Below are 24,790 nucleotides of genomic sequence, written 5' to 3'. Positions count from 1 at the left end.
GGCCTGGGCGCTCCAGTAGCGATCGTTGGGGACGTCGATCGGGCCGAAGGTGTCGGTTTCAGTACGGAAGGTCATGTGCGGAACGGTGGGTCCGGAGACTGCTCGAATGTACAGGCGGGAGCGCTGGGTCCATCGGCGTAATGGCGGAGACCATCTCTCCCCAGCGGATCTCACTCGTTCGGACGCCAATCCCCGTCCAGCCCGACCGTTCCCTGGTAGCCCGTGCCGACGCTGAGGCTCGCCGTGCACGGATGAAGTGCAAGAGGCCCGCGGGACCTGTGCAGCAGGCGTATCACAACGCGCCGCCTCGGCCGCCCGTGCGCCCGTACTGCCCGTACTGCGCCCTTGGTCATGGCAGCATCATTCACTCCTGCGGTACGCCGCTCGCGAATACTACTTCCCCGTTCACCGTCGTCACCACGGTGCGCAGGTTCGCGACCTCCACCAGCGGGTTTCGGCGTACAAACACCAGCGACGCGTATTTGCCGGCCTCAATCGTTCCGCAGTCCCGCTCACGACCGATCGTGCGTGCCCCGTTTAAGGTGGCGGCCGTGATTAGCTGTCGCGGAGTCAAATCCAGGGCAACCTTCACCAACGCCTGAGTTCATCGTGGAGCGCGGGATCCGGCCGCGCGTGGCGTCGGCGATCGGTGCCCGTGGAAACCAACCAGGACGCCCGCGCGCACCGCAGCCGCCACCAGCTCCCCCGGGCCAGCCGCCCGAACAGCGCACGCGCCCCGCGGCGCCGCGACCCCAGGCAATGAATCGAGCGACAACGTGGCGACCGGGACCGTACCTGATCGTGCCAATGCTGCCAAGTACTTCACCAGCTCCGGATGGTCCGCCCGCAGGGCATCACACGGGGATGACCCGCGTGACCATACGCCTGCTTCCCCGGCTCGAGGGCCCACCGCGCAATCATCGCCGTGTGAGACCGCCGTCGCGCCCAGCCAGTGGTAGGCCGTCGCGGGATACACCTGCCAGGTGCGTCCACACCGGAATCCCCTGCCGCCTCCCTCGGCGATGATCTTCTCCCCGGGTCGCCGGCAAGATTCGCGTAGACCTTGATTCCCGTCGCCCCGGTACCGCGGGCACGCTACAGCGAGACGGATGTCCGTCATGTCGACCACTTCCTGCATCCATGGAACGCGCCCGGCGTGAGCCCGGCCGCTGACGCCGCGGGACGAGGGTCGCTGAAGCACGAGGCCCCGCCATCAGCGCCGAGAAGAAGTCCGGCGCTGCCACCTCGTGCATCATCGCCATCCGCGAAGTTCCGCGAGCGACCGCGCGTCACCGGCCATGTCGCGCTGAGTCACCCCGCTGTAGACCAGTCGCGCGAACTCGCGTTCGGCGTCCGCACGATCGGGTGATGTCGCCAGGTGGACATGCGAATCCATCAAACCGGGCAGGGCAAACGCACCACGCCCTTCCCAGATCGTCGCCCCATTGAGCTGCGCCGCGGTGAGTTCTGCGACGGGCAGCACCTGCACGATGCGCTCACCCTGCACAACAATGGCCATTCCCCCACGCACCGTGGTGTCGTGTGGCGTGATGATGCTGACGTTGCGATAGATCACGCGCGCTTCGGGGCGCGGTGCAGGACGTGGTTGGGCAGGGATCTCGCGATCCGGAAGCCCGAGGAAGGCAGCAGCGGCGACGAGACAGCGCAAGCGACCGAGTGGGTTCACGACGTGGGGGTTGGGGCGATTGGGAAACTACCTGCCTTCCGCCGGAGCGGTCCACGCGACGCGCCAGCCATGCGACCCCGTACCCGTGCGGCGCGGGTACGCCGTACCTTTCTTCCTTCGACTTTCGTCGCATCCCCGACCAGCCGCACTCCCATGCTGCGCTTCCGCACTCTCGTCCTCGCCGCCGCCGTGGCTGCCTCCTCGCCGTCGGCCCTCGCTGCCCAGGCGATCACGGCAGATCCCGCGCTCGCCGCAGAGATCGATCGTCGCACGGCCGCCATCGCCAACAAGGTCACGGCATGGCGGCACGACATCCACCAGAACCCGGAGCTCGGCTACGCCGAAAAGCGCACCGCGGCCTTGGTCGCCGCGCACCTCAAGTCGCTCGGGATCGAGGTGCAGGAGAACGTCGGAGGCATCCCGGCCGTGGTCGGTATCCTCAAGGGCGGCAAGCCCGGACCAACCGTGGCGTTGCGTGCCGACATGGACGCTCTACCGGTGACCGAACTCAACGACCTTCCGTTCAAGTCCACCGTGCGCACGGTCTACAACGGACAGGAAACCGGCGTGATGGCGCCTGTGGCCGACATGCACACGGCCATCCTCACGGGGACCGCCGAAGTGTTGGCTGGCCTGAGGGATCGCATCCCGGGTACGGTGAAGTTCCTGTTTCAGCCGGCTGAAGAGGTGCCGCCTCGCGGTGGTGCGCAGCCCATGATCGAGGCCGGGGTGATGAAAGGGGTGGATGGCGTCTTTGGCCTGCATGTCGGCCCAGGGCCCCTCGGCGCCATGAGCTATCGGGCGGGGGCGATTTCGGCCAGCGCGGATGGCTGGCGCATCGTCGTGCGTGGCCGCCAGGGCCATGGCGCCATGCCCTCCGGCGCGGTGGACCCGATCGTGACGAGCGCGGAGATCGTGACGGCATTGCAGACCATTGTGTCACGGCAGCTCAATCTCGCTGTCGCACCAGCCGTCGTGACCGTTGGCGCTATCCACGGCGGTCTGCGCGAGAACATCATCCCGGACTCGGTCTGGATGATCGGGACGATCCGCGCCTTCGACCCACGCGCGCACGACGATCCACGAGCGCATGAAGCGCATCGCCACCAACATCGCCGAAGCGCACGGCGCCACCGCAGAGGTCACCGTGGACATTGGCTACCCCAGCTCGGTGAACAACGACGTCATGGTGTCGCGGTTCTTCCCCACGCTCAAGCGCGTGGCCGGCGACGCGGGCGCGAGCGAAGGTGGCGTGACGATGGCCGGCGAGGACTTCTCGCGCTTCTCCGGAACTCGCCCCGGGCTTCTTCTTCAACCTTTCCGTCACACCGCCGCACCTCGACCTCAAGACGGTCGCCAGCAACCACTCGCCCCTCTTCCAGGCGGACGATCGCGCCCTGCCCGTCGGCGTGCGCGCGATGACCAACATGGCGATGGACTTCCTGCGATCGGGCGGCTTACCGAAGCCCGTGCCCTGACTCTCCCAGCGAGCGGGGTGGCCTCAGTCGGGGTAGGAGAACACCAACGATTGAAAGCGCCACCCCTCGCGCACGTGCACGGCCGCGAGCACCAGCGTCCCACGCCGTGTGGTGTCGTTGTTCCAGTACTCAAAGTCGGCGGCGACCATGGCGATGCGACCGCGACGGTCGATGCGCACCTTCTGCAGCCGCTCGCCCATGCGTTGCGACTCCCGGAACCCGCGCTCTTGCGCGCCGAGGAATGCCTCCAGCGATCGCACGCTCGTCTCCCCGTCTGCCGTCGTGGACGTTGGACGTGAAGGTCGGCAGGAACAGCGCCCGCCATTCGGCGAACGTCTCTCGCGTGTAGAGCCGCGTAGTCCGTCACCAACTGTTCAAGGGAACGATCGAGCTCGGTCGTTTGGGCATCGGCCTCGTCGGCCATCGAGAGCAGGGCGGCCCCAAGGGTGAGGCAGGCGAGGATCGCGCGCATGTCGTGGACTGGCTCGGGAATACCGTTCAGCACCCGGAGTTTCGGGACGCGGGGTCGCGCAGGAAGGTGCGGTCAGTGCGCCTCCTGAGGAAGGCGAGGCGGTCGACCTGCGGCGCAGGATCAGCGCCCCCCGGAGGTCACGGGATGGCGTGTGCCATCCTCACAAAGTCCAGGTCCGTGCCGTAGGTCTCCGCCCTGCTCGATCACGAGGTAAGTACTCATGTCGGCCAATTGCAGCCTTTGTCGGCGGCTGATTGCAACGTTCTGACGGGCAGCGAGGCGGCATCCTACCCCCGTGGCAGCCTCCGATGGGTGGCTTCCCACGACAATCGTGAGCCGGGACGACAAACGGGCCGGGGGACAATCTGCCCCCGGCCCGTCGACGCCATCAGAGGTCTTACTGACCCTTCGGCGGGTAGATCGCCACCGTGAGGTCGCGGCCACCGTGCAGCGCCGCGTGCTGCGAGTTGGCGTAGAGGATCCGACGGAACTTGTCGTAGTAGATCCCCGTCGTTTCCGCCCCGCAGTCCAGCAAGCGCGAGAACTCCACCACCGTCGTCGCCATCGGCCCACTGCCGCGCGCGAGCCAGGTGTCGCTCGGCGAGTCGTCCTCGTTGATCAGGATGTCACCATTCGGCAGCGCGGTGAGGTTGTCCGGATCGTCAAAGCCAAGGCCGGCGTCGGAGCCCCACACCGGATCGGCGACTTCGCTCGGCGCGTTCACCCCCGGCAACACATAGTTGCTCACCATGGCAAAGCTGTTCGACCGGAGCACGATCTTGAGCACGGAGCCCGTTGTTCTTGGCCAGGTTGGAGCTCTCGGTGACACCCACGTACATCACGTCGGAAGTGCCCTGACGGGTGATTTCCACGTCTTCGGGACGATCCCAGCCCGTCGCGCCCACCGCCTGCGCGGCCGCATCGGAGTCGAAGGTCGTCTGGTCGAGCTTCAGCTCCACCCAGGTCGCCTCACCCGTGCGCGTCTGCCCGTTGCGCACCTTGAGCGCGTAGAGCTTGCCCGCGGACAGGTCGCCCTTCCGCGTCGGGACAAACTTGAAGATGGCGCCGGACTCGCCAGGCTTCCCGGCGTTGGCAATGCCGCGCGACTCGGAGATGCCGTACAAGTTCCCCTGGCTGTCAAAGCGCAACCCTTCGTGCGACCGCGCACCAACCGCCGGCAGGGCCTTCACGTCACCGGTCGTCGGGTTGTACTCGTAGATCAACCCACGCTCGATGTCGGGATACTGCGGATCGCGGAAGCTGGCCGTGATCACTTCCTCGGCCATCAGGATCGTGCCCCCACGGGGTCCACACCAGGCCGTCAAACGACTCCCAATCCTGGCGCTCGGCAACTAACGTGCTCGTGCCGGTGAGCAGGTCCACGCGGCTGAGGGCCGCATAGTCGTCGACTTCGTGCGTCCGATAGAGGTAGCGCCCCGCCTCGGGGCCCGTCTCGTTGAGCGTCAGCATGTCGAAGTTGACTTCCGAGTTGGTCGTCGGGAAGTCGTCTTCGTAGGTGATGATCTTCTGCGTCCAGCCGGCTGGCAGCTGGAACGGCTCGTCGGTCGGGTCCTTGATGATCTGGCCGTTGTCGAGACAAGCGGCGTCGCCCGTGAAGGGGACAATGCTGGGCGGTCCGGCAAAGACGCCGCTGGAAGCGGCGAGATCGAAGCTCGCCACCGGTTCATCCGTGACGAGCGCGTTGTGGGGATCCGTGCAGGCGGCGAGGACGCCGACCGAGGTGAAGAGCGCGAGTGCGCCGAGCCTTCTCATGGTACCTCCGGTAATCGTGAGTCGTTGCGGGAGCTGCAAGACTCAGGTCCGGAGGGGTCGATCGCGTGACGGTTCCGGCACGGCCGAGGCCTCCCCCCCGGCCTCGCACGCGCGTCCGCGAGGTGCTCGCGATGTGTATCACGCTCGACCCAAAGGATGGCGGAACGTCCCCGCCCGGAAGCCGTCGGGCCCTCAAACTTGTAACACGCGCTCGACCTTGCCCTGCCCCCCCCCTGGGGGGGGAGTTCTGGAGCCGCGGTCGCGTTCTACCACTGACCCGTGCGCGGTGCGTCGTGCGGCGCCAGGAAGGTCGCGCCGACCTTGAGGTAATCCTCCGACTCGCGGCGCGGTCGTTCGCCGCCGCCGGCCCCGTCCCCGACCCCGGGCAAGGGCGGCCCGCCCCCCCCCGGGCGCCGGGGGAGAGGTCCCGCCGGTCCCCCCCCGTTTGGGTGTCGCGCGGAGGGGGGGGGCGGGCCCCCCCCCCCCCCCCCGGGGGCCGTCGGGGGCGTGGCGCGGGGGGGCCAATGTGGTGGGGGCGCGGGCCCCCTGCCCCCTGCCTTTTTTCCTGGCTCCCGCCCGTTCCCCCGGGTAGGCCCCCCCCCCAAGCGCCGGGATGTGATCGCAGAGGATCTTGAGCGTCACCATGAGAGGAACGGCGAGGATCGCCCCGGGAATCCCCAGATGAAGCCCCACCCATCACCCCGACCAGGATCGCCACCGGGTTCAGGGAAACTGGCGCCCGAGCAGCAGGGGCGTGGCGATGTTGCTCTCCACCATGTTCAGGAGGAAGTAGGCGCCGGGGACGAGCAGGGCATATCCCAGGTTGTCAAAGACCGTGAGTGCCGCCACGGCGAGGATCCCCGTGGTGGCGATGGCCCCGAGGTACGGCACCACGTTCAGCAGCCCCGCCAGGGTGCCCCACAAGCCCGCGTTCGGCATGCCGAGTCGCGCGAGGATCCCCCAGGTTGCCAACCCCAGGCCGATGTTGATGAACATGGAGACGCGCAGGTACGCACTGACCGCGGCCTCCACTTCATCGGAGATCTTCTGCGGCACGCCGCTGGATCCCGCCCGCCACGGGAGCGCCTTCATCGTCTTGCGCATGAAGAGGTCGCCGGACGCCAGCAAGAAGTAGGTCAGGAAGATGACCGAGATGCTGGCGACGATGAGGTCGGCGGCCTCACCAAAAAGCTGCAGCATAAACCCGGACCGCGGAGCGGCGGCGCACCGACGCCTTGTCCGCGCCGCTGGCCATCGACCCCACACGCGCCGCCGTGGCTTCCAGCGCACGATCGGCGCTATCACCGTGCGCAGCTTGCGCTCCACCTGCCCAATGGCGCCCGGGGCGCGATCTACCCAGGCGGCCGCCGGGCCCGAGAGCAGGGCGAGCGCCCCAACGACCAGCAGCGTGCTCCCAAACACGACGATGGCGGCGCCGAGCGGCTCGGTGACGCGGTGACGCTTGAGCCAGCGCACCGCCCCGCGCAGCAGGAACGAGAGGAGGATCGCGACCACGATCGGCAGGAGGACCGCGCGGGCGAGGTGCAGCGTGTAGAGCAGGGCGAGCGTCGCGAGGACCACGAGCGCGCCTGCCGTCGCGGCCGCGTGGCGTTGAGGCGCCGGCGTTTCCTCGGCCACCGCGTCCGGGTCCACCAGGAGTGGTCCCCCGCGGAACACGGGGTCCGGCAGCTGGATCCCCGTGCGACGGATGGCCCACTCCACGGTTTCGTGCATGCCGCGCGTGCCGCGGTCGTCAGTCATGTCGGCGTTCGGTGCAGGGGTGCGGCGCGTGGCGGTCACGCGGGCAATCTGCGACCTGACCGGGAGAACTGAAGGGGGCGAGCCGGGCAGACGTGGCGCGGACATCGCGTGGACAGCCGACCTCGGCTGGGACGGCTAGAGCTCCCTCGCCATCTGTTCGAGTCGCTGGCACACCAGGTCGCGCAACTCCGGCGGGGAGAGCACGACGGCACCATCGGCGTATTGCAGCACGTGACGCACGGCCCACTCGCGATCGGCCACCGGATGATCGAGGACCAACGACCCGTCAGCGTTCGGTTCGCGGCCCTCACGTTCAGCGATCCACGGGGCAACGCTCGGCGCATACCACACGCGCATCACCTCGACGGGATCGCCGCGGAACACCTTCCCCGACCCGATCCACTGCTCCACGTCCAGCGGCATCTCGACCACGAAGGTCGCGTCGAGCAGCGTGACCTCCTCCACCCGGTCCAGACGGAAGGTCCGCAGGTCTTGCGCCACTTCGCACCACGCCAGCAGGTACAGCTGTCCATGCGATGCCACGAGGTTCCGCGGATGGACCGTTCGGTCCGTGGCTGCCTCGCGGCCCGATCCGCGATAGCGAATCGAGAGCTTGCGTCGCTGGCGGATCCCTCCACGCACCACCTGGACGCTGGTCGCGCTCGCGTGTTCTCCCACGACGTGACGTGCCTGTGTGTTGGTCAGTGGATCCTCGCCAAGGCGAGTTATGACCGCTCGCAGACGCCCTCGAGCGCGCTCAAGGACGGGATGTTCGTCAGGGGGTCGGCGTTGTCGCAGGACGGCCAGGCCAAGCTCCAGGGCGCACAACTCCGCGCTCGTCAGGCGCATGGGACGCAGGAAGTGATTGGTCAGCACCGAGACCTCATTGGCCTCGAGAAAGACGCGGACGCCTTCGACAAAGCCCCCCGGGCACATCGTAGCGCGTCACCAGCGCATACAGGTCGTCCTGCAGCACATCCACCGTGGTGCCCACAGCCACGGCCACCTGCTCAACCGAATGCGGGGTCCCATCCGCCAGGATCGGGATGATCTCCAGCAACCGGCGCCATTGTTCGGCCGCCGTCGGTGGCTGCCAACGGTTCGGGCGCTCAGCACACGCCAGGGGCGATGGCTCGGGTATGGCGCCTGGCGGTTGTTCGTACAAGGCGAGCGTTGCCGCGAGTGCACTGCGGCACGTGTCGACGAGGTGCGCCGGAGACACCGGTGCCACTTCGCCCGCGAAGGACAGGACCCAGCGGACCAGCGGCTCCCACCGTCTCACCGTGAGGAGCTGCCGCCCCGGCATGCCCTCCACGGGGAGACCGTAGCGCACGGCAGGCCGGCCCCCCGCCGGCGAGCGGAACTCCACCACGGCGCCCTCTTCGTCTCCTTCGCCAAGTTCCCAGGCGAGGCGAGCGGTGCCCAGGTCGCGAATATCGAACCCCGCTGGGATCTCGAAGTCCGCTGAGCCGGCGCGCTGCCCGTTCACCGTGACGTCCCGCATGCGACTCAACCGAAAGTTCCGCCGCGCCGCTCGGTCGCGGTCGAATCCCGCGAGGTACCAGTGGCCACCCACAAAGAACAACCCCCACGGCTCGACCGCGCGCATGGCAGGACGACCAGCCGGTGCTTCATACCTGAACGACACGGCCTTCCGGCGGCGCACGGCATCACCCAGCGCGTCGAACACCTCAGCGCTGGCCCGCGCCCGGGGATCAAATGGGTCGGCTCGTCCGCACCGGGGTGCAGCGCATCGACCGGGAGGTCAACGGCCAGCTTCTTGAGGGCGTGTGTCGCCTCCCGGTGCAGGGCGGCATCGCCGAGGGTGCTCACGACGGCGGCCGCGTCCACCACAGCCTGGAGCTCGTCGGGTGGAAAGGCGAGGGTCGTTAGGGCGCGGTACCCATATCGATCCACACGGCGTGGGGCGCCCTCGCCGCGCACGGGGCATGCCACACAGAGGTAGGGCAGGTAGAAGTCCGTGGCGCGCAGGCGGTAGGTCGACGCGTCCTGCCCACCTTCCGGATCGGGCAACGTCTGGAGGACCACCCCGAGATGCCGCAGTTCGTCCTTGTCGCGTTCGAAGGTGCGCTTGAGTGAGGCGAGCCTTGTGCGCCGCCGCGCGGGGTCGCGTTCTCGCTGCGCCGCCTGCCAAGCCTCGTCGTATTGCGGCACGACCCGCGCGAGGTCCTCAAACGTGGCCGGGGTCCCGCGCGCGAGGAGCCCCGCGACCAGGTCGATCCAACGCTGGACTTTTGCGGTCGTCGCGGGGTGCGGTCGCTGCCGAGTGTTGGTCCGTGTCACGCCGTAAGAGTGCAGTGGGGCTGACGAGGAAGGAAGCACCACACCGGGACCCGGCATTGACATGCCCACTCACCCATCTCCGCCGGGCCCGGCGGGTGACTCCCTCGGGTCTGCAGGGTAGCCGGGGGGTCTGACACTCGACCTGTCCTCGCGCTCGTGGCGTCCACGGGGCGGGACGGGCCAGCACAGGAGGACGCCACCCAGCCATGCGGCGAGCAGGGAGGCGCCGAAGTACGTTTGGGCGGGATCTGGGCAGTAATGCATACAGGTGGAGTGTCGATAGCCGGAAGCCGGGTGACGTTTCTGGTGCTGCGATCCAGTCTGCGATGGGGTACTGACACCCACACGTCCTGCCCACGTCGTCGCCGCCTGTCAGTCCCCTGGTGTACCTTCCCGGCCTACACCGACCCTGCCTTTCGTGCGCGTCCACGGCCCACACGTCGTCCTCTCCGCCACCGACCTGTCGCACTTCCTCGGGTGCCGCCATCGCACGGCCCTCGACCTCGCGGGCCGCCCAGGGCACTCGCGCCCGCGTACACCGCGCCGAGGACCCGTTGTTGGACATCCTCATCGAGCGCGGCAAGGCGCACGAGGCCAACTACGTGCGGCAGCTCGCAAGCGCCGGCAAGCGTGTGGTGGACCTGAATGGCATCGGGATCGGCAACCGTGATGAGTCCATGGCGCGCACCATTGCCGCCATGCAGGAGGGCGCCGACGTGATCGTGCAGGCCGCCCTCGGGGACGGCCAGTGGTTTGGCTACGCCGACATCCTGCAGCGCGTCGACACCCCTTCCCGCCTCGGCCCCTGGTCCTATGAGGTCGCGGATACCAAACTCGCGAGGGAAACACGCGGGGGCACCATCCTGCAGCTCGGGCTCTACTCGGAACTCGTCGCCGACTTGCAGGGCACACGCCCTGAGTACTTCTACGTCGTGACCCCGGACCCGGTGGCGCCCATCCAGCGATATCGCGTCGACGACTATGCCGCCTATTCGCGCCTCGTGCGACGGCAGCTGCTCGATGGGATCGCCCTCGGGGCCGACGCGCTCGCGGCGGCGCACTACCCGGAGCCGGTGGAGCACTGCGGGATGTGTCACTGGCACCGCAGCTGTCGTGAGAGGCGGCTGGCCGATGACCACCTTTCGCTGATTGCCGGCGTCACCCGGGTGCAGCGCGATGAACTCGCCGCCCACGGAATTGGTACAGTGACGGCTGTCGCCGAACTGGAGGCCCTCCCCTTCAAGCCTTCGCGCGGCTCGGTAGAGTCCTATGCCCGAGTGATTGCCCAGGCAGAGGCCCAGGTCGCCTCTCGCGGCCTCGACGTCCCCCTACATCGCCTGCGCGCACCGGAACCCGGCCAGGGACTCGGCCGACTCCCCGAGCCTTCACCCGGCGACCTCTTTCTCGATCTGGAGGGCGACCCGCATGCTGTGGAAGGCGGACGAGAGTACCTCTTCGGCGTCGTCTCGATCGCACATGACGGGACGCCGGTGTACGAAGCGTTCTGGGGGCTGACCGCGCACGAGGAACGTATCGCGTTCGAGGCGGTGATGGACCGCATCATGCGTCAGTGGGCGGTTTTCCCGGGCATGCACGTCTACCACTACGCGCCGTATGAACCTGCGGCGTTCAAGCGGTTGATGGGGCGATACGCCACCCGTGCCACCGACCTCGATGCCCTGCTGCGAGGCGGTCGCTTCGTGGACCTCTACGCCGCGGTCAAGCAGGGGCTGCACGTCGGCGTCGAACGGTACTCCATCAAGAACCTCGAGCCGGCATACGGGTACGTGCGCGACGTGGAGCTGATGGACGCCAACCGTGCCCTGCGGGCGATGGAGCAGCACCTGCAGTTGGGAGTTGGTCAACAGGCGCCGTCAGAGGTCCGGGCTGCCGTGGAGGGGTACAACCGCGACGACTGCGTATCGACGTGGCGGCTCCGCGAGTGGCTGGAGTCGGTGCGAAGCCACGCGATCGCCGGTGGCGTCGACCTCCCGCGTCCGGTGCCACCGATCGAGGAGCCGGAGGAGCCAGACGAAAGGGCGGAACAGGTTGAGGCATTGCGTGAGCGCCTCCTGGCGGGGATCCCCGAGGAGCGGGCGGCACGCTCGGCTGAGCAACAAGCGCGATGGATCCTGGCGTACCTGTTGGACTGGCATCGGCGCGAGGACAAGGCGACGTGGTGGGAGTACTTCCGGCTCCGCGACTTGCCCGAAGATGAGCTGGTCGACGAGCCGCAGGCCGTCGCCGGGCTCGCGTTTGTCGCGCGGGTTGGGCAGAAGCTGAGCAAGAAGGGCAAACCCACCGGCACCGTGACCGATCGGTATGCGTGGCCTCCACAGGAAATGGAGATCCGTGCCGGGGGTGAGCTCAAGCTGAAGGACGGCACCTGGGGAAAGGTGGTCGCCGTCGACCGCGTGTTGCGCACGATCGACGTAGCGAAGGGGCCGACAAACGCCGACCTGCATGCGACCACCGCATTCGAGCATACGTGGATCAATCCCGGCATCCTGGAGGCCGCTCTGCTGGACATTGGGGAGCGGGTTGCGGCCAGCGGCGACCTCGAGTCGGCGGACCTCGGCGCGGCGGGTGACCTGCTGCTCGGCAGGGCACCACGGTTGAAATCCCGCGGAGGCACTCCCGTCATGTTTGACGGCAGCAACGCGGACGTGCGGCTGGCGGAACGTGTGGCCATAACGTTGGACCGAAGTACCCTGGCCGTGCAGGGTCCGCCCGGGGCCGGGAAGACATACACCGGCGCCCGCATGATCTGCGCGCTGGTCAAGGCCGGCAAACAGGTCGGGGTGACCGCCAACAGCCACAAGGCGATTCGCAACCTCCTGGAGGCAGTACACGAGGCCGCCGTTGAGCTGCGGTTGGACGTGCGTATTGCGCATAAGGTGAGTGCGGAGGACGCCAGCGACGCATCGTCGGCCATCCGTGAGGTCACGGACAACAAGGAAGGGGCAGCGCTGCTTCACGAACAGGCCATCGACGTGATGGGGGCGACCTCGTGGTTCTGGGCGCGGCCCGAACTCGCCCACGCAGTGGACGTCATCTTTGTGGACGAAGCCGGGCAGATGGCCCTGGCCAACACGGTCGTGGTCTCGCGCGCCGCGGCGAGCCTCGTGTTGCTCGGCGATCCCCAGCAGCTAAACCAACCGACGAAGGGAAGTCATCCTGACGGCGTCGGCAACTCGGCGCTGCATCATGTGCTGGGTGAGCGCTCGGTGATCGCGCCCGATGTGGGGCTGTTTCTTCCGATCACCTGGAGGCTCGCACCCAAGGTCTGTGCCTTTACCTCCGAGATGTACTACGAAGGCCAGCTCCGGTCGAAGGATGGGTTGGAAGCGCAGGTACTCGCTGGCTGCGGGGTGTTCGATGGGAGTGGCGTGCGGGTCGTCGAGGTCGTGCATGAGGGGAATCGCGGGTACGCAGACGTCGAGGTCGACGTGGTGGAGCAGCTGGTGCGCCAACTGACCGCCCCGGGGGCGACATGGACGAACGCCGAGGGGGAACGCGCCCAGCTTACCGGTGCCGACATCCTCGTGGTCGCGGCCTACAACGCGCAAGTGGCTCGCCTGGTGGAGCGACTGTCCCCGTATGGCGTGTCGGCGGGTACCGTGGACAAGTTCCAGGGACAGGAAGCGCCAGTGGTGATCTACTCGATGGCCGCATCCAGTGCGGCCGACGCGCCGCGCGGGCTTGAGTTCCTCTTCAGCCGGAACCGGTTCAACGTGGCGACGTCGCGAGCGCGGTGCTTGGCGATATTGGTGGCGAGCCCGCGGGTGTTCGAGCCGGAGTGTTCGACGCCGCGGCAGATGTTGCTGGCGAACGGGGTCTGCCGGTTCCGGGAGTTGAGCCCGTAGGCCGCCTGCCGCCCCATGCGCCTCGTTCTCATCAGCGACACACATTCCCGTCACCAGGCCGTGGCACCCCTCCCCGAGGGAGACGTGCTGGTGCATGCCGGTGACATGACCGGCCGCGGATCACTAGACGAGATCTCGGCGTTCATGGACTGGTTCGCCGCACAGCCGCACCCACACAAGGTGTTGATTGCCGGGAACCATGACTTCGCCTTCGAGCACTCGCCCGAGGCGGCGGAGTCCTTGGTGCCATCAGGCGTGACCTACCTGCGCGACAGCGGCTGCGTGATCGACGGCGTGCGGTTCTGGGGATCGCCGTGGCAGCCGTGGTTCCACGACTGGGCGTTCAATCTTGAACGCGGCGACGCCCTGGCGGAGAAGTGGGCACTGATTCCAAAGGACGTGCAGGTGCTGGTGACGCATGGCCCGCCGCATGGCTTCCTGGACACGGTCGCGTGGCCGCGCGGAGCGCGGGTGGGCTGCGAGGCCCTGGCCGCTCGGATTCCCTCGCTCGGCGCACTCCGCGTGCATGTGTTCGGGCACATCCACGAGGCGCACGGCGTGGAGGTGGCCGGTGGGGTGACGTACGTGAATGCCTGCGTGTGCGACCTGGGCTACGCACCGGCGAATGCGCCGGTGTGTGTGGATCTGTAAGGCCGTGCCGTTCGGAGGAGACTCCTGCTCCACCTGAATGGCGGATCATGTGTTTCCCGGTGACGGGCGACGGAGCAGAGTGATGCCAGACGTGCAAGTATTTGCCAGATAGTCAGTTACGCGTCTTGAGCGTCGCCGTGTTAACCGGCGCCGGGTTGGCTTGGAGCTGATGATGGGCGTCCTTTCTGCGATTGGGCAGCGTGCGCATGGAGCTGAGCGATCCGCAGAGGAGACTGCGCGAGCTCGCTCGGGAGTTGGGCGGCGTTGCGAGGAGACTGCGCGGACCGCACCGACCATTGGGCGGTTTCGTCCTGGAATTGGGCGGCGAGTGCAGGGGACTGCGCGGACCGCACCGACGATTGGGCGGGTTCGTCCTGGAGTTGGGCGGCGAGCGCAGGGGACTGCGCGGACCGCACCGACCATTCGGCGGGATGGCGCGAGAGTTGGGCGGCGGGCGGAGGGGACTGCGCGGACCGAACCGACCATTCGGCGGGGTGGCGCTAGAGTTGGGCGGCGGGCGGAGGGGACTGCGCGGACCGAACCGACCATTCGGCGGGGTGGCGCGAGAGTTGGGCGGCGGGCGGAGGAGACTGCGCGGACCGCACCGACCATTCGGCGGCGTGGCGCGGGAGTTGGGCGGCGGGCGGAGGAGACTGCGCGGGTCGGACCGACCACTCGGCGAGGTCGCCCGGAAGTTCGGCGGCTGACACGGTAGACCGCGCGGGCCGTCGAGATGCCAGGGCGGGATCGCCCAGGAGTTCAGCACCGCGCGAACGAGGCCGGGCGAAGCTGAGCGGCCACAGAGCGAGCCGGCGAGGGCACCGGGCGCGGTGTTCACAAGATTCGGCGGACCGCGGAGACGACCGAGCAGCCTCGCCAGAAATTGATGCGCTGTGTTCAGCAGGCGATGTTCTGCGGCCAGACGCCAGCGCGGCCCGAGGCGACACCAGTCTGAGCGGTCGCGGCAACAGCGCGGATCCCTTGAAGTACCGCGAAGTTCCGGCGAACGCGGGTGCGGAAGTGGTCCGAGCGGGTGATCGCGATCCCCTCCCCACCGTTCGGGAGACCGCCGAGGCCGGTGACCGCGAGGTCGACCGTGAGGCGCACGCAGCCGGCAGGGGGCCCACGCCGGCTGCCCGGTGCGGCGTGCCATGGGGGCGTGCAGGGTGAAGTTCCACCGCGGCGTAGCGGCGAGTCGCGGGATGAACCCTGCCACGGGCCGCGTCCGGACGCCGACAAACCGGTGCGGGAGTTGTCGGCGCGACTGCGACCGACTCAGCCGATGACGCACCAAACGCCGCGGCCGGGCCGGATCGGCGCGAACAATCCGGAAATTCCGGATAGTTCAGCGCCGAGCGACCGGAAAGCCCCGTCGCACTGCCAACTCGCAAATGTCGTTTGCAAGTTGCCGCGGACGGGCGCGAACTATTCAGTGGGACTTAAATAGTTCGAGGATGGGAACCGACCGCACGAGCCGGTCGGTCGCGCACCCCTCCCGACAGGATTGGCAAAGTCCGACGCCATCGACGACGGCCAGCGCGAGACGGTGCCCCCTGCTGGAGCGACGCGCTCGCTGTTCACGTGAACCAGGACTCGGCCGGCGCCGCGAAGAACCAGCACGCGATCGTTGCGCAGTTCGTGGTCTTCCCGAGGCCCACCGAGTCGGCGATGATGCACCCCCCGTAGCGTTCGAGCTTGTCGATCGCCCGTACGACGCCATCTCGTTGGAACCGGTAGAGCTTCTTCCACACCACCGTATCCCGAATACCTGTCGCCGCGCGCACCACCTGGTCCTCGTCGAGCCCCTCTCCCTGCTGATGGAAGAGGCGATAGAGGATCGCCAGGTAGATCAGTGCCGGCGGTTCGTCCGCGGCCACACGCTCAACCTGCCGAAGCAGGTGTTCAAGGCCTCCGGTGCTGGGAAGCCGAGCCCAGAGGTTGTCGAACCAGGCACCGAGCGCTACGCGCTCAGCGCTGGGGTCTGCCACCTGCACGAAGCCAAGCTGGTCCTGCGGGGTGAGCCCTAACCCTGCGGTTGTAAAGTCGCACGTGCCTGAAAGAACGGCCGTCGGCTGTAGAGACGCGTCACGGGTGGCGAGCATCGCCTGTCCGAGCAACCGTGGGGTGATCCGCACCTGTGACCGGCTCTTCAGCCATTCGGTGAGGGCTCGGGCGATGGACTGATTGCGGAGCTGGTTGCGAGCTCCCCGGTCCTCGGTGCTACCGAGGAGTTCAAGGCGCTGTTCTTCGGCCGGCAGTACGAAGCGCGCCCCGGAGAGTCTCCCCAGCTCGTTGGCGAGCGCTTAGAACGCAAAGAGCGAGCAGGCACCCGACACGATGTCGAGCGATGCAGCGGAGGCCAGGTGGACGCTCAGCTCATCAACGACACGCTGGTTGCCCGCATTGGGTAGGAGTCGCATTCGGTTACCGTTGGTCTCGCGTCCCTAAGGTGGCCCGCCGTCATTAGGTTCGCCACCCGTGTTTCCGGGTGTATGACGCACTGTCGGCGGGGCCGAGCCCGACATAGAATCCCGCCGAATCGACCCCACTTTCATGCCCCCTCGCATTCTCCGAGCAATCAGCATCCGCCAGCCATACGCGGAGCTCATCCTGCAGGGCAAGAAGGTGGCGGAGTATCGTTCCATTGCCACCCAGGTTCGCGGGCGAGTCTACATCTACGCGAGTGCGACGCCGGCCGATGACCCCGCGTCATGGAAGAAGTCAAAGTTCAGCCCGGGCGACCTACCCGCCGGCTGCATCGTCGGCTCGGTGGAGGTGACCGGGTGTCGTTACATCCCTTCGGGGGACTACTACGCCTATGAGCTTGCCCATCCTCGGCGCCTTCGGCGTCCCCGACGTCCTGTGAACCAGCCGCAGCCGATTTGGTGGCGGCCGGTGTTCCGCTAATGGGGATGGAGCCGAACCGTCAGGCGTCGTCGGCCTTGACGGGCGCGCCGCCGCGTAAACCCACCGCATCCCGCCCGTCCAGTTCGAGTTTGGGAGTCGTCGACTTCACACGCCGCTCTACTTGCGCGATGGGCTCATCAGGCGCGATCGACTCCGGCATGGTGCCGCCAATGCGGCCAATGGCGGCACGCACCTCCTTGCCCACGTCTTCGTGCGTGCGGATGGCGGCCTGTTGGTCCTTCACCCGATCCCGCGCCAGCTTGTCCCGGGTCTGGGTCATCCGGAACTGATTGGCCGCGAGCTCAGTGGCGTTCATGCGATCCATCAGGTGCTCTTTCTCCGTTATCCCCTTGTGGCGCTTGATCGCTTCGCGGCCGAGCCCGCCGTAGAGGCCCTTGTAGCCCGCATCGTGGAATACGCCAAACATGCGGCTCTGGACACCGGCATCCTGGGCCGCACCGGAGAGCGCCTTGAACTCCTCCGCGACCTCTCGGCGCAATTCCAGACGCTCATGGTCAGCCCTCAGTTGGTCCGAAAGCTCCTGGCGCCGCGTCTGGATCGCGAAGTACTTCTGGGCCAGCGCGATCTGTGGCTTTCGTGGGTCACCGTTCTGGGCGATCAGGTAACAGGCGAACCGGGACAGGTGGACATCGTCCACATCCCGAACGCTTCCTGAGCCCAGCGGGACCATTTTGCCGGCGCCGGCAAAATGGTTGTCTGGCTCGTTTCCAGACTGCGCACACGACTCCCGCGCGCGCTGGATGGCCTGTTCAAACCGGCGCCACTGCGAATAACCCAGCAGAGGCTGCAGCTCCCGGGCGCTCCAGTACTCCGCCCCATGCTGGTTCTCGCGCCGAAGCTCCTCGAACGTCGGCCGCCCTTCTCGCGTCATCTCCATGAATCTCCCACTCCACCGTATCGTGAGAATGCGGATCGACGCCGAGCGTACCGATCAAACACGCTTCACACAGTATCCACCCGCCGGCTGACCAGGAACAAGTGGCAGGTGTTCAATGGTCGGGGGCGCTCCCGTGGCTCACGCAGCCATCCCCCTCAACACCTCCACCAGCCGCACCATCCCCCACGTATCCCGCTCGCAATACGCCAGCAGGTCCTTCCGCACCCGCTCCTTCTCCTCCGCCGGCACCCGATCCGCCACGAACAACAACCGCGCGATCTCCACGCTCGCCACCATCCCGTTCGCGATCACCAGGTCCTCGTACGTCAATTCCGGCACCAGCGCCGGCAACACGTACTTGAGCGAGAACGACCCCCGGAACCGCGGCTCGTACACATTGTCCCTGACGATGGGCAGCAGGTCGACCAACTTGGCCTCCAGTGCCTCGAGCTCCGGCGCCAGCGCCGGCACCACCCGCGTCAGCTCCCGGATGCGGGTTTTCTCGAACGCCGAATACGTCACTACCTTCACCGCATGCTGCGTCGCCTCCACCAAACGCTCGGCGATGAGCGGGCGAGCGTCCTGCGGCCCTTCGGCCAGGTGCTGCGCATGCCGATAGCCGCCGCCGGGCTTTGTCTCGTGGTAGGAGAACTGGGCCGCCGCCATCCCCCACGGGGCCATGCCATCCCACACCGGGACGGCCCGCGAGATCGTCTCGAAGTCGAGAAAGCCGAGCGGCTCTACGTCGAGCACGGCAAGGGCGGCGCCTAACGTTGGCTCGACCAGGCACCGCCCTTCGTCCATGGCGCGCACCTGCCGGCGGACCGTGAAATTCTTCTTGTCCTTCTCGGACAGGTCGCGAATGGAGTGCACCCCCGCGCTCATGAACGTGGCGGCCTTCTTCGGCCCGACGTTGTAGAGGTTGGCGATGTGCCACTCATCGTCCGGCCAGCACCGATCGTAGAACGGACACTCCCGCGGCTCGGCGCAGTGCAGCCCGATCGGGACATCGGGCAACGATCCCTCGAGCACTTGCAGGTGGCGCCGCAACGCCTCCGGGATTCGCTCCCGCTGCTCGCTCGCTTCGCCCGTGGTGTCGGTGCGCGCGAACAAATCGCCCGTAGCAGGATGCCGGAACTCCTTGCTGAGGTGCATCACGTCCATGCGACCGAGCTGGATGCCGTTGCGGCCGAGGACATGCGCCTGCACCGCGACATCCGTGATGTGCTCATCCTTCTGCGACGTGGACGACTTCACCTCGATGAGGTGCCACGCATCGCCGTCGCGCACCAACACGTCGCAGGCGACGAACAGGCCGTCGGCCATGAACGCCCCTTCGAATATGGCCGCGGCACCGTCGGCGATCGCTTCCGCCGTGCGCTGGGTGCGCTCCTCGCGGGAACCCGGGGCAATCAACACGCCTCCGGGAAATGCCGCGCGCGCGAGCTCACCGACCTGGCGGCCCTGGTCGAAGAGATCTTGCAGGACGCGATCCGGCTGCAACTCTTTGGCGTCGGGCTCGTGCCGTTGCCACCAGAGGAGGCGATGACACTGGAGCCCGGCAAGGATGTCGCGCTTGGTGAGGGATGGTGCGGTCACAACCTCGTGGGACAAATGGCCAAAGGTGGCCTGCTCCGCACAACAAAGTCCGCGGGACCGCCGCCGTCCAGTGGCGAGATGTGGCACCGGCAGCGGCGACCCCGCCTCACCACCACCACCGCACCAGCGTGAACACCAACCCACCAGCAAAGAGCGACCCGAACACCTGCTTGTTGTAACGCGCCAGCCACAACGGCAGGTAGATGTCGAAGTTGTCCTGCCGCTCCGGGGTGTACCGCGCCGCCACGGCCGTCAGCGGACAGCGCATCCCGTTCGCCGCCAGCACCACCACCTCCACCATCACGATCCCGATCAGCCAGGCCGCCACCCCCAGCTCCCGCCGCCATGCGTAGACCGGGATCGCCAGGATACAGCCGGCAAACACGGCCCAGGCCAGGGTATGGACCAGCTTGACCGCGATCAGGGCGAAACGATGGGGCATGAATCCGCGTACCTCCCGGGGCGGCACTTTCGGCCCTCCCCCGGTTACAAAGTGGCGCTCCGGGGGCCGGGCGCCGTCAGGCGACTCCCGTCCCGGGGCCGGCCGTGCCACTATTCACCGGGTCGGTTCCCGGCCAGCCCAGCCGTATTCACCCCTTCTGATCCCACCATGCGTCGAATCTCTGCGATCGTTCTCACCGTGGCCGTCGCCGCCAGCACCATGGCCGCCACCGCATTCGCCAACTTCACCGGCGCCTGGGATGTGGTCGTCGATGGGCCCCAGGGCGCCATGGCGTCCACCCTCACCCTCGAGCAGAAGGCGGACAGCATCAGCGGGACGTTCGAGTCCGAGGTCGGCAGCGCGCAGGTCGCGGGCTTCGCCAAGGGCGACTCGCTCTTCCTCGCCTTCGCCATCGACGCCGGTGGCCAGATGATCAACCTCACGGGCATCGGCGCCCTTAAGGACAAGGACAACCTGCAAGGGAAGATCGTCGCCGAAGGAATGGGCGAGTTCCCCTACTCGGCCAAGCGCAAGTAATCACGCGGGTAGCAGTCAAACACGAAGGGGACGGCCACCGCGGCCGTCCCCTTTCTGTTGCCCCGAACGGGCGAGGCTACATCGCGTAGAAGAACTCCTCCCGCACGATCTTGCCGTCCTTCACGGTGTAGAGCGCGACCTCGTTCATCGTGAACCGCTGCCCGTTGGGCTTGTGGGTCACGTCATAGGTCCACCGGACGGCAAAGCGATCGTCATGCGGGAACGGCCCCTCGCTCGACGCGCCATGAATCTCGTGGTTCTCGACCCACCACTGGTTCTTGCCGATCACACCAGCCTTTCCATGCGTCGTGCGGTCCATCCCGGGCGGCCCACCGGCCTCGACGCTCACCACGTCATCGGCGTAGAACGTGTTGATCGCCTCGATGTTCTTGCCCTCACGGCACAAGGCGATGAGTTGCGTGCCGATCTCCTGCGTGGTCATTTCCGTGGCTCGACGTTGAAGGGGGCAGCAAGGTGCACGGAACTCACACCGCCGTCAAATCACTGACTCGTAACGTTCTCATGCGCACACCGTGCCTCGTCGCGTTCTTCGCCTTCGTGAGCCTGTCGGCGCCACTGTCTGCACAGGGCACCGACAGTGTGTGGGTGAACACGCGCTCCGGCGTCTACCACTGTCGGGGCACCGAGTTCTATGGCAGCACGACACGAGGCGAGTACCTGTCAGAGGCGCAGGCGGTCGCGCGGGGACATCGATCCAACGGTGGGCGGAGGTGTTCAGCTGCGACACCGGCGCAGGAATTCGCCGGGTTTCCTGGCGAATCGCGCGCGGCGGACCTCGCACCTCCAACGATGCCAGCCAGCCTCTCCGTCTCCTGCACGGTTTCGGATCATAGACGGTGACACGTTCGATTGTGCCGGGGTTGGCACGATTCGTCCGATTGGGATGGACGCCCCGGAGCGTACGCAGGAGCCTCACGGCTCGGCGGCCACGGCCGCGCTCGCCTCACTGCTTGTCGTTGGCGATACCGTGCGACTCGAGTCCGACAACACCGCGCGAGACCAGTACGATCGAGTGTTGGCCTACGTCTGGCACAACGGCGAGATGGTGAACTGGCAGATGGTCCGCCAGGGATGGGCCGCGGCGCTGCCGTTCCCGGCCACCTCTCGATACGCGGCGAAGTTCGAGGCCGCCGAGCGTGCGGCGGAGCGGGAACGGCGCGGGTTGTGGCATGTGGACGGCTTTGCCTGCCGCCCGCAGGATCATCGGGCCCGAAAGTGCTGACGACTCCTGGCGTCCGTGCGATCGGCGTTCCGTGACATTCGCGGGAATCGAACCGTCGCGCGGACAGCGGTAGATTCCAGCGCCACAGGAGCCACCACATGCGCTACGCGCTGATCTCCGATATCCATGCCAACCTCCATGCGCTCGATGCCGTGCTGCACGACATCGATCATCGGGGAGATATCGACGCGATCTATCACCTCGGCGACCTCGTCGGGTACTCCGCGTTCCCCAACGAGGTGATCGCACGATTGCGCGAGCGCGGGATTGGCGGGATCGCCGGCAACTACGACTCCACCGTCGCGACCGACTACAAACATTGTGGGTGCAAGTCGGAGACCCCGCGGCAGGAGGAGCTCGCACATCAGCTACGAGTTCACGCGCGCCACGGTGAGCGGCGCGAACAAGCAGTGGCTGGCAGGACTTCCCTTCTCGCTCGACCTGCACCCACTCGGCGGGCACGCGTCCGGGCCACGCCTCGTCCTGGTGCATGGCACGCCCACGCTCAACACGCTCTACTGGACCGAGGATCGTTCCGACGAGTTCTGCCTCAAGATGGCGAGCGTGGTCGGGCTCAAGGCTGGTGATGCGATCGCCTGTGGCCACACGCACAAGCCGTGGCACCGCACGGTGGACGGCATCCACTTCATCAACACGGGAAGTGTCGGCCGGCCGAAGGACGGCGATGCGCGCGCCGGCTACGTGCGCCTGGAGCTTGGCGCGGGAGAGGCGCGCGTGGAGTTCGTGCGGGTATCGTATGACATCGAGGCCGCGACATCTGCGGTGCGCGCGGCGGGGTTGCCGGAGGATTTTGTGGAGTTCCTGCGCACAGGGGGCAAGCCGGTCGCGGCGACGGCATCGTAGGGAGGCGCTTCGACCCGGCGGAAGTCCGCGCCAACGGAGTATCATTACTTACGCGCAAGTATACTCATACGAGTATACCATTGCATGTAGGGGCTGGCGGCATTACTCATATGGAAGTGTACTTCTCTGTGAGTATAGATGCCTGAATTGTCGACCGTGACACGGAACAGCAGGAACTGCGCGCGCTCCTTGATCGGGGGACCCCTCAGCTTGCGCTCCTCTACGGACGCCGACGGATCGGGAAGACCTACCTCCTCAATCACATCTGGTCTGGAAAGCAGGTCTTCTACTTCACCGGCGCCGAGACGACCGAGGCGCAGAACCGCGCAACCCTGGTACAGGACCTGGCCGACTGGTCCGGTGACACGCTCCACGTCGAGGACTACCCGACCTGGCGGCAAGTCTTTCGACTCCTCTTCGAGGTACGGAACCCGGAGCCCCTCGTCGTCGTGCTCGACGAGTTCCAGTACTTGGGGGACGACGCCAGAGGACCTGGGGAGCATTGCGTCAGAGCTCAATGCGGTTTGGGAGCAGCAGCGTCCGAACCGCCCCTTCGTCCTGATTCTTTCCGGATCGGCGGTAAAGACCCTTGAGGCCCTCGACGAAGGTGGAGCGCCGCTCTACGGCCGCTTCACTTGGAAGGCCAAGCTCGAGCCCTTCGACTACGGCCATGTCGCGGAGATGGCGCCCTTTGCATCACTGCGAGACAGGGTGCGCTGCTACGCGGCGTTTGGCGGCACCCCGCGTTATCTCGCGGCCCTCGATCTCGATCAAACACTCGACGAGAACATTTCGCGCCTCCTGCTCGATCCGCGTGGCGAGGTGCGTTCGCTGATCGAGACGGCGCTGGTTCAGGAGCGTGGCCTTCGCGAGGTCGCCAAGTACCAGGCGATCCTGCGCGCCATCGGCGTGGGCAGTACCGAGTTTGCCGAGATCAAGATTCGAGCAGGCTTGCAGTCGGACGCCGATACGGTTGTACGCCGCATGCTGGAGAAGCTGATGCACCTGGGGTACGTGCGCAGCGAGCGCAACATGGGCGCCAAGGCAACGGCGGCATTTCGCTATCGCATCGACGATCCGGCCTTTGCGTTCTACTATGCCTTCGTCACACGCTTTGAGGCAGCCTTGGCGCGGAACGACGCGATGTCCGTCTGGAGCCAGCACGTCTCGGGGCTCTTCGATGGCTACATCGGGCACGTCTTCGAGCGCGTCGCCGAACAGGGGTATCAGCGGTTGCGGGTGCGACGCGACCTTCCGCTTGTTAGCGATTGGGGGCGTTGGGAGGGGCAGGACAGTGAGCGACAATCGCGTGAGATCGATATCGTCGCCCCCCTCGTCGACGGCCGGGTGATGACCGGCGGCGTCAAGTGGAACTCGACACCAGTCTCAGCCAAGTGGCATCGACATCATATGGAGGGACTGCACCGACTGACCAGGTCTGGTGTGGCGTGGGCACATGCGGCCGCCAAGCCGGAGTCACCACTGCTGTGGGTGGCGGCCGGCGGCTTCGAACCCGAATTCGCATTGGCGATTCAGCAGGAGCGCCCTGAGGTCTACCTGTGGGACCTCGAGACGCTGTATGGCGCAGACGCGATGTGGATGAAGTAGTCGCGACAGCTGCGGTCGTCCAAAGCAACGCCACCATGCACCGCCTGCTGGCCTCACGACCCCGACGGATCCTTCACCGCGCCAGCCACATGCGGATCGTCCGGTTCACCATCGCGGTGGCATCGTGCTGCACAAAGTGACCCGCCCCAGGAATCGTCGTGATGGTGAGGTCCTGTCCCACCCACCGCCAGGTGTCGTTGAGCGCCCCCGGGAGCAAGTACCGATCTCCCAGCCCATGAATCATCAACACCGGGGCCTGCACCTTGGTCACCGGTGATGAATCCACCATGTAGGGCTCACGCGGATAGTTCTGCCTGTAGTAGGCGAGCATCCCCTCGGCGTCCGACCGCCGAAAGGCCTCCACGTACTTCGGCCGGGCGGCCGCATCCGTGACCCACGACGCCAGCCCTTCCGGCGTGAGCGCTGGCCGCATCAGGCATCTGGAAATTGCGCGCGTATTGGCTGTTGCGCGCCTGCTCCGCATTGGTGGCCAGTTCTCGCCGCAGGCCACGCATGTGCGGCAGGTTGAGGATGATGAGCTTCTCGACGAGTGCGGGGCGCATCATCGCCACCGCCCAGGCCACCGCCCCGCCCCAGTCGTGCCCACGACGATGCCCCGTTCACGGCCCAGCGCGCGCATCACCGCGGCGACATCGTCCACCAGAGCGCCATGTCGTACTGCTCCACACCTTTGGGCTTG

23 protein-coding genes and 3 pseudogenes are annotated in these 24,790 nt (G+C 66.9%); 8 read left to right on the top strand and 18 right to left on the bottom strand.

Annotation, left to right across the window (positions count from 1 at the left end; translation table 11 throughout):
• Nucleotides 1-364 precede the first annotated feature (364 nt).
• Complete coding sequence (locus tag IPK85_00875) at nucleotides 365-592, bottom strand: amidohydrolase family protein (protein ID MBK8245950.1); 228 nt, start codon at nucleotides 590-592, stop codon at nucleotides 365-367.
• A gap of 660 nt (nucleotides 593-1,252) precedes the next feature.
• Entirely contained in the window at nucleotides 1,253-1,687 is a 435-nt protein-coding gene (locus IPK85_00870) for a hypothetical protein (GenBank protein ID MBK8245949.1), read from the bottom strand.
• Between the two features lie 153 nt (nucleotides 1,688-1,840).
• On the opposite strand from IPK85_00870, the pseudogene IPK85_00865 reads away from it, so the two are divergent.
• Nucleotides 1,841-3,165, top strand: a pseudogene (locus IPK85_00865) (amidohydrolase).
• A gap of 23 nt (nucleotides 3,166-3,188) precedes the next feature.
• Here the strand turns inward: IPK85_00865 and IPK85_00860 are convergent.
• From IPK85_00860 to IPK85_00830, 7 genes are all read right to left on the bottom strand, one after another.
• A complete protein-coding gene (locus IPK85_00860) occupies nucleotides 3,189-3,425 on the bottom strand; it encodes a nuclear transport factor 2 family protein (GenBank protein MBK8245948.1) in 237 nt (78 codons plus the stop codon).
• 609 nt (nucleotides 3,426-4,034) lie between these two features.
• The gene (locus tag IPK85_00855; protein ID MBK8245947.1) at nucleotides 4,035-4,331 is read right to left on the bottom strand and encodes a hypothetical protein; all 297 of its coding nucleotides are present in this window, start codon (nucleotides 4,329-4,331) and stop codon (nucleotides 4,035-4,037) included.
• Nucleotides 4,300-4,923 (bottom strand): DUF839 domain-containing protein, encoded by a 624-nt coding sequence (locus IPK85_00850; protein MBK8245946.1) that lies wholly within the window; start codon nucleotides 4,921-4,923, stop codon nucleotides 4,300-4,302. Before IPK85_00850 ends, IPK85_00855 begins: the two co-directional genes overlap by 32 nt.
• Entirely contained in the window at nucleotides 4,829-5,410 is a 582-nt protein-coding gene (locus IPK85_00845) for a hypothetical protein (protein MBK8245945.1), read from the bottom strand. The genes IPK85_00850 and IPK85_00845 overlap by 95 nt, the downstream gene beginning before the upstream one ends.
• A gap of 723 nt (nucleotides 5,411-6,133) precedes the next feature.
• Nucleotides 6,134-7,171 carry an AI-2E family transporter gene (locus tag IPK85_00840; GenBank protein MBK8245944.1) on the bottom strand — a complete coding sequence of 346 codons (1,038 nt, stop codon included), beginning with the start codon at nucleotides 7,169-7,171 and terminating at the stop codon, nucleotides 6,134-6,136.
• Between the two features lie 135 nt (nucleotides 7,172-7,306).
• Nucleotides 7,307-8,047 (bottom strand): WYL domain-containing protein, encoded by a 741-nt coding sequence (locus tag IPK85_00835; protein ID MBK8245943.1) that lies wholly within the window; start codon nucleotides 8,045-8,047, stop codon nucleotides 7,307-7,309.
• A 7-nt stretch (nucleotides 8,048-8,054) separates the two neighbouring features.
• Nucleotides 8,055-8,861 carry a WYL domain-containing protein gene (locus IPK85_00830; protein ID MBK8245942.1) on the bottom strand — a complete coding sequence of 269 codons (807 nt, stop codon included), beginning with the start codon at nucleotides 8,859-8,861 and terminating at the stop codon, nucleotides 8,055-8,057.
• Nucleotides 8,862-9,893: 1,032 nt separating this feature from the next.
• Here IPK85_00830 and IPK85_00825 point away from each other — a divergent pair.
• A pseudogene (locus IPK85_00825) lies at nucleotides 9,894-13,341 on the top strand (TM0106 family RecB-like putative nuclease).
• 15 nt (nucleotides 13,342-13,356) lie between these two features.
• Entirely contained in the window at nucleotides 13,357-13,992 is a 636-nt protein-coding gene (locus IPK85_00820; protein MBK8245941.1) for a metallophosphatase domain-containing protein, read from the top strand.
• Nucleotides 13,993-14,889: 897 nt separating this feature from the next.
• On the opposite strand, the gene IPK85_00815 is transcribed toward IPK85_00820, so the two are convergent.
• Both IPK85_00815 and IPK85_00810 read right to left on the bottom strand, forming a co-directional pair.
• Nucleotides 14,890-15,099 carry a hypothetical protein gene (locus IPK85_00815; GenBank protein MBK8245940.1) on the bottom strand — a complete coding sequence of 70 codons (210 nt, stop codon included), beginning with the start codon at nucleotides 15,097-15,099 and terminating at the stop codon, nucleotides 14,890-14,892.
• 470 nt (nucleotides 15,100-15,569) lie between these two features.
• Nucleotides 15,570-16,094: a hypothetical protein gene (locus IPK85_00810; GenBank protein MBK8245939.1), complete on the bottom strand. Its 525-nt coding sequence runs from the start codon at nucleotides 16,092-16,094 to the stop codon at nucleotides 15,570-15,572.
• A 451-nt stretch (nucleotides 16,095-16,545) separates the two neighbouring features.
• Here IPK85_00810 and IPK85_00805 point away from each other — a divergent pair, with 451 nt between their 5' ends.
• The gene (locus tag IPK85_00805) at nucleotides 16,546-16,899 is read left to right on the top strand and encodes an ASCH domain-containing protein (GenBank protein ID MBK8245938.1); all 354 of its coding nucleotides are present in this window, start codon (nucleotides 16,546-16,548) and stop codon (nucleotides 16,897-16,899) included.
• Nucleotides 16,900-16,918: 19 nt separating this feature from the next.
• Here the strand turns inward: IPK85_00805 and dinD are convergent, their stop codons facing one another.
• From dinD to IPK85_00790, 3 genes are all read right to left on the bottom strand, one after another.
• Nucleotides 16,919-17,791, bottom strand: a complete 873-nt coding sequence (dinD, locus tag IPK85_00800) for a DNA damage-inducible protein D (GenBank protein MBK8245937.1) — start codon at nucleotides 17,789-17,791, stop codon at nucleotides 16,919-16,921.
• Nucleotides 17,792-17,935: 144 nt separating this feature from the next.
• On the bottom strand, nucleotides 17,936-19,396 hold the full coding sequence (locus IPK85_00795; protein MBK8245936.1) for a DUF2779 domain-containing protein: 1,461 nt from the start codon (nucleotides 19,394-19,396) through the stop codon (nucleotides 17,936-17,938).
• A 106-nt stretch (nucleotides 19,397-19,502) separates the two neighbouring features.
• Nucleotides 19,503-19,838, bottom strand: coding sequence for a hypothetical protein (locus tag IPK85_00790; protein MBK8245935.1), 336 nt, complete (start codon nucleotides 19,836-19,838; stop codon nucleotides 19,503-19,505).
• A 168-nt stretch (nucleotides 19,839-20,006) separates the two neighbouring features.
• On the opposite strand from IPK85_00790, the gene IPK85_00785 reads away from it, so the two are divergent.
• Nucleotides 20,007-20,375 (top strand): hypothetical protein, encoded by a 369-nt coding sequence (locus IPK85_00785; GenBank protein MBK8245934.1) that lies wholly within the window; start codon nucleotides 20,007-20,009, stop codon nucleotides 20,373-20,375.
• Between the two features lie 76 nt (nucleotides 20,376-20,451).
• Here the strand turns inward: IPK85_00785 and IPK85_00780 are convergent, their stop codons facing one another.
• Entirely contained in the window at nucleotides 20,452-20,817 is a 366-nt protein-coding gene (locus IPK85_00780) for a nuclear transport factor 2 family protein (GenBank protein MBK8245933.1), read from the bottom strand.
• A 462-nt stretch (nucleotides 20,818-21,279) separates the two neighbouring features.
• Between IPK85_00780 and IPK85_00775 the strand changes: the two genes are divergently transcribed.
• Nucleotides 21,280-21,618, top strand: a complete 339-nt coding sequence (locus IPK85_00775; GenBank protein MBK8245932.1) for a thermonuclease family protein — start codon at nucleotides 21,280-21,282, stop codon at nucleotides 21,616-21,618.
• 98 nt (nucleotides 21,619-21,716) lie between these two features.
• Nucleotides 21,717-22,482, top strand: a pseudogene (locus IPK85_00770) (metallophosphoesterase family protein).
• A 44-nt stretch (nucleotides 22,483-22,526) separates the two neighbouring features.
• On the opposite strand, the gene IPK85_00765 reads toward IPK85_00770, so the two are convergent.
• Nucleotides 22,527-22,985 carry a hypothetical protein gene (locus IPK85_00765; GenBank protein MBK8245931.1) on the bottom strand — a complete coding sequence of 153 codons (459 nt, stop codon included), beginning with the start codon at nucleotides 22,983-22,985 and terminating at the stop codon, nucleotides 22,527-22,529.
• Between the two features lie 4 nt (nucleotides 22,986-22,989).
• Complete coding sequence (locus IPK85_00760; GenBank protein MBK8245930.1) at nucleotides 22,990-23,154, bottom strand: hypothetical protein; 165 nt, start codon at nucleotides 23,152-23,154, stop codon at nucleotides 22,990-22,992.
• 39 nt (nucleotides 23,155-23,193) lie between these two features.
• On the opposite strand from IPK85_00760, the gene IPK85_00755 reads away from it, so the two are divergent.
• The gene (locus IPK85_00755) at nucleotides 23,194-24,090 is read left to right on the top strand and encodes a hypothetical protein (protein ID MBK8245929.1); all 897 of its coding nucleotides are present in this window, start codon (nucleotides 23,194-23,196) and stop codon (nucleotides 24,088-24,090) included.
• Nucleotides 24,091-24,163: 73 nt separating this feature from the next.
• Here IPK85_00755 and IPK85_00750 read toward each other — a convergent pair whose 3' ends face one another.
• A complete protein-coding gene (locus IPK85_00750) occupies nucleotides 24,164-24,523 on the bottom strand; it encodes an alpha/beta hydrolase (protein ID MBK8245928.1) in 360 nt (119 codons plus the stop codon).
• Nucleotides 24,524-24,790: the final 267 nt, after the last annotated feature.

The organism is Gemmatimonadota bacterium, from assembly GCA_016712265.1.
Taxonomy (GTDB): Bacteria; Gemmatimonadota; Gemmatimonadetes; order Gemmatimonadales; family Gemmatimonadaceae; genus RBC101.
This window is presented reverse-complemented; position numbering and strand designations above follow the sequence as displayed.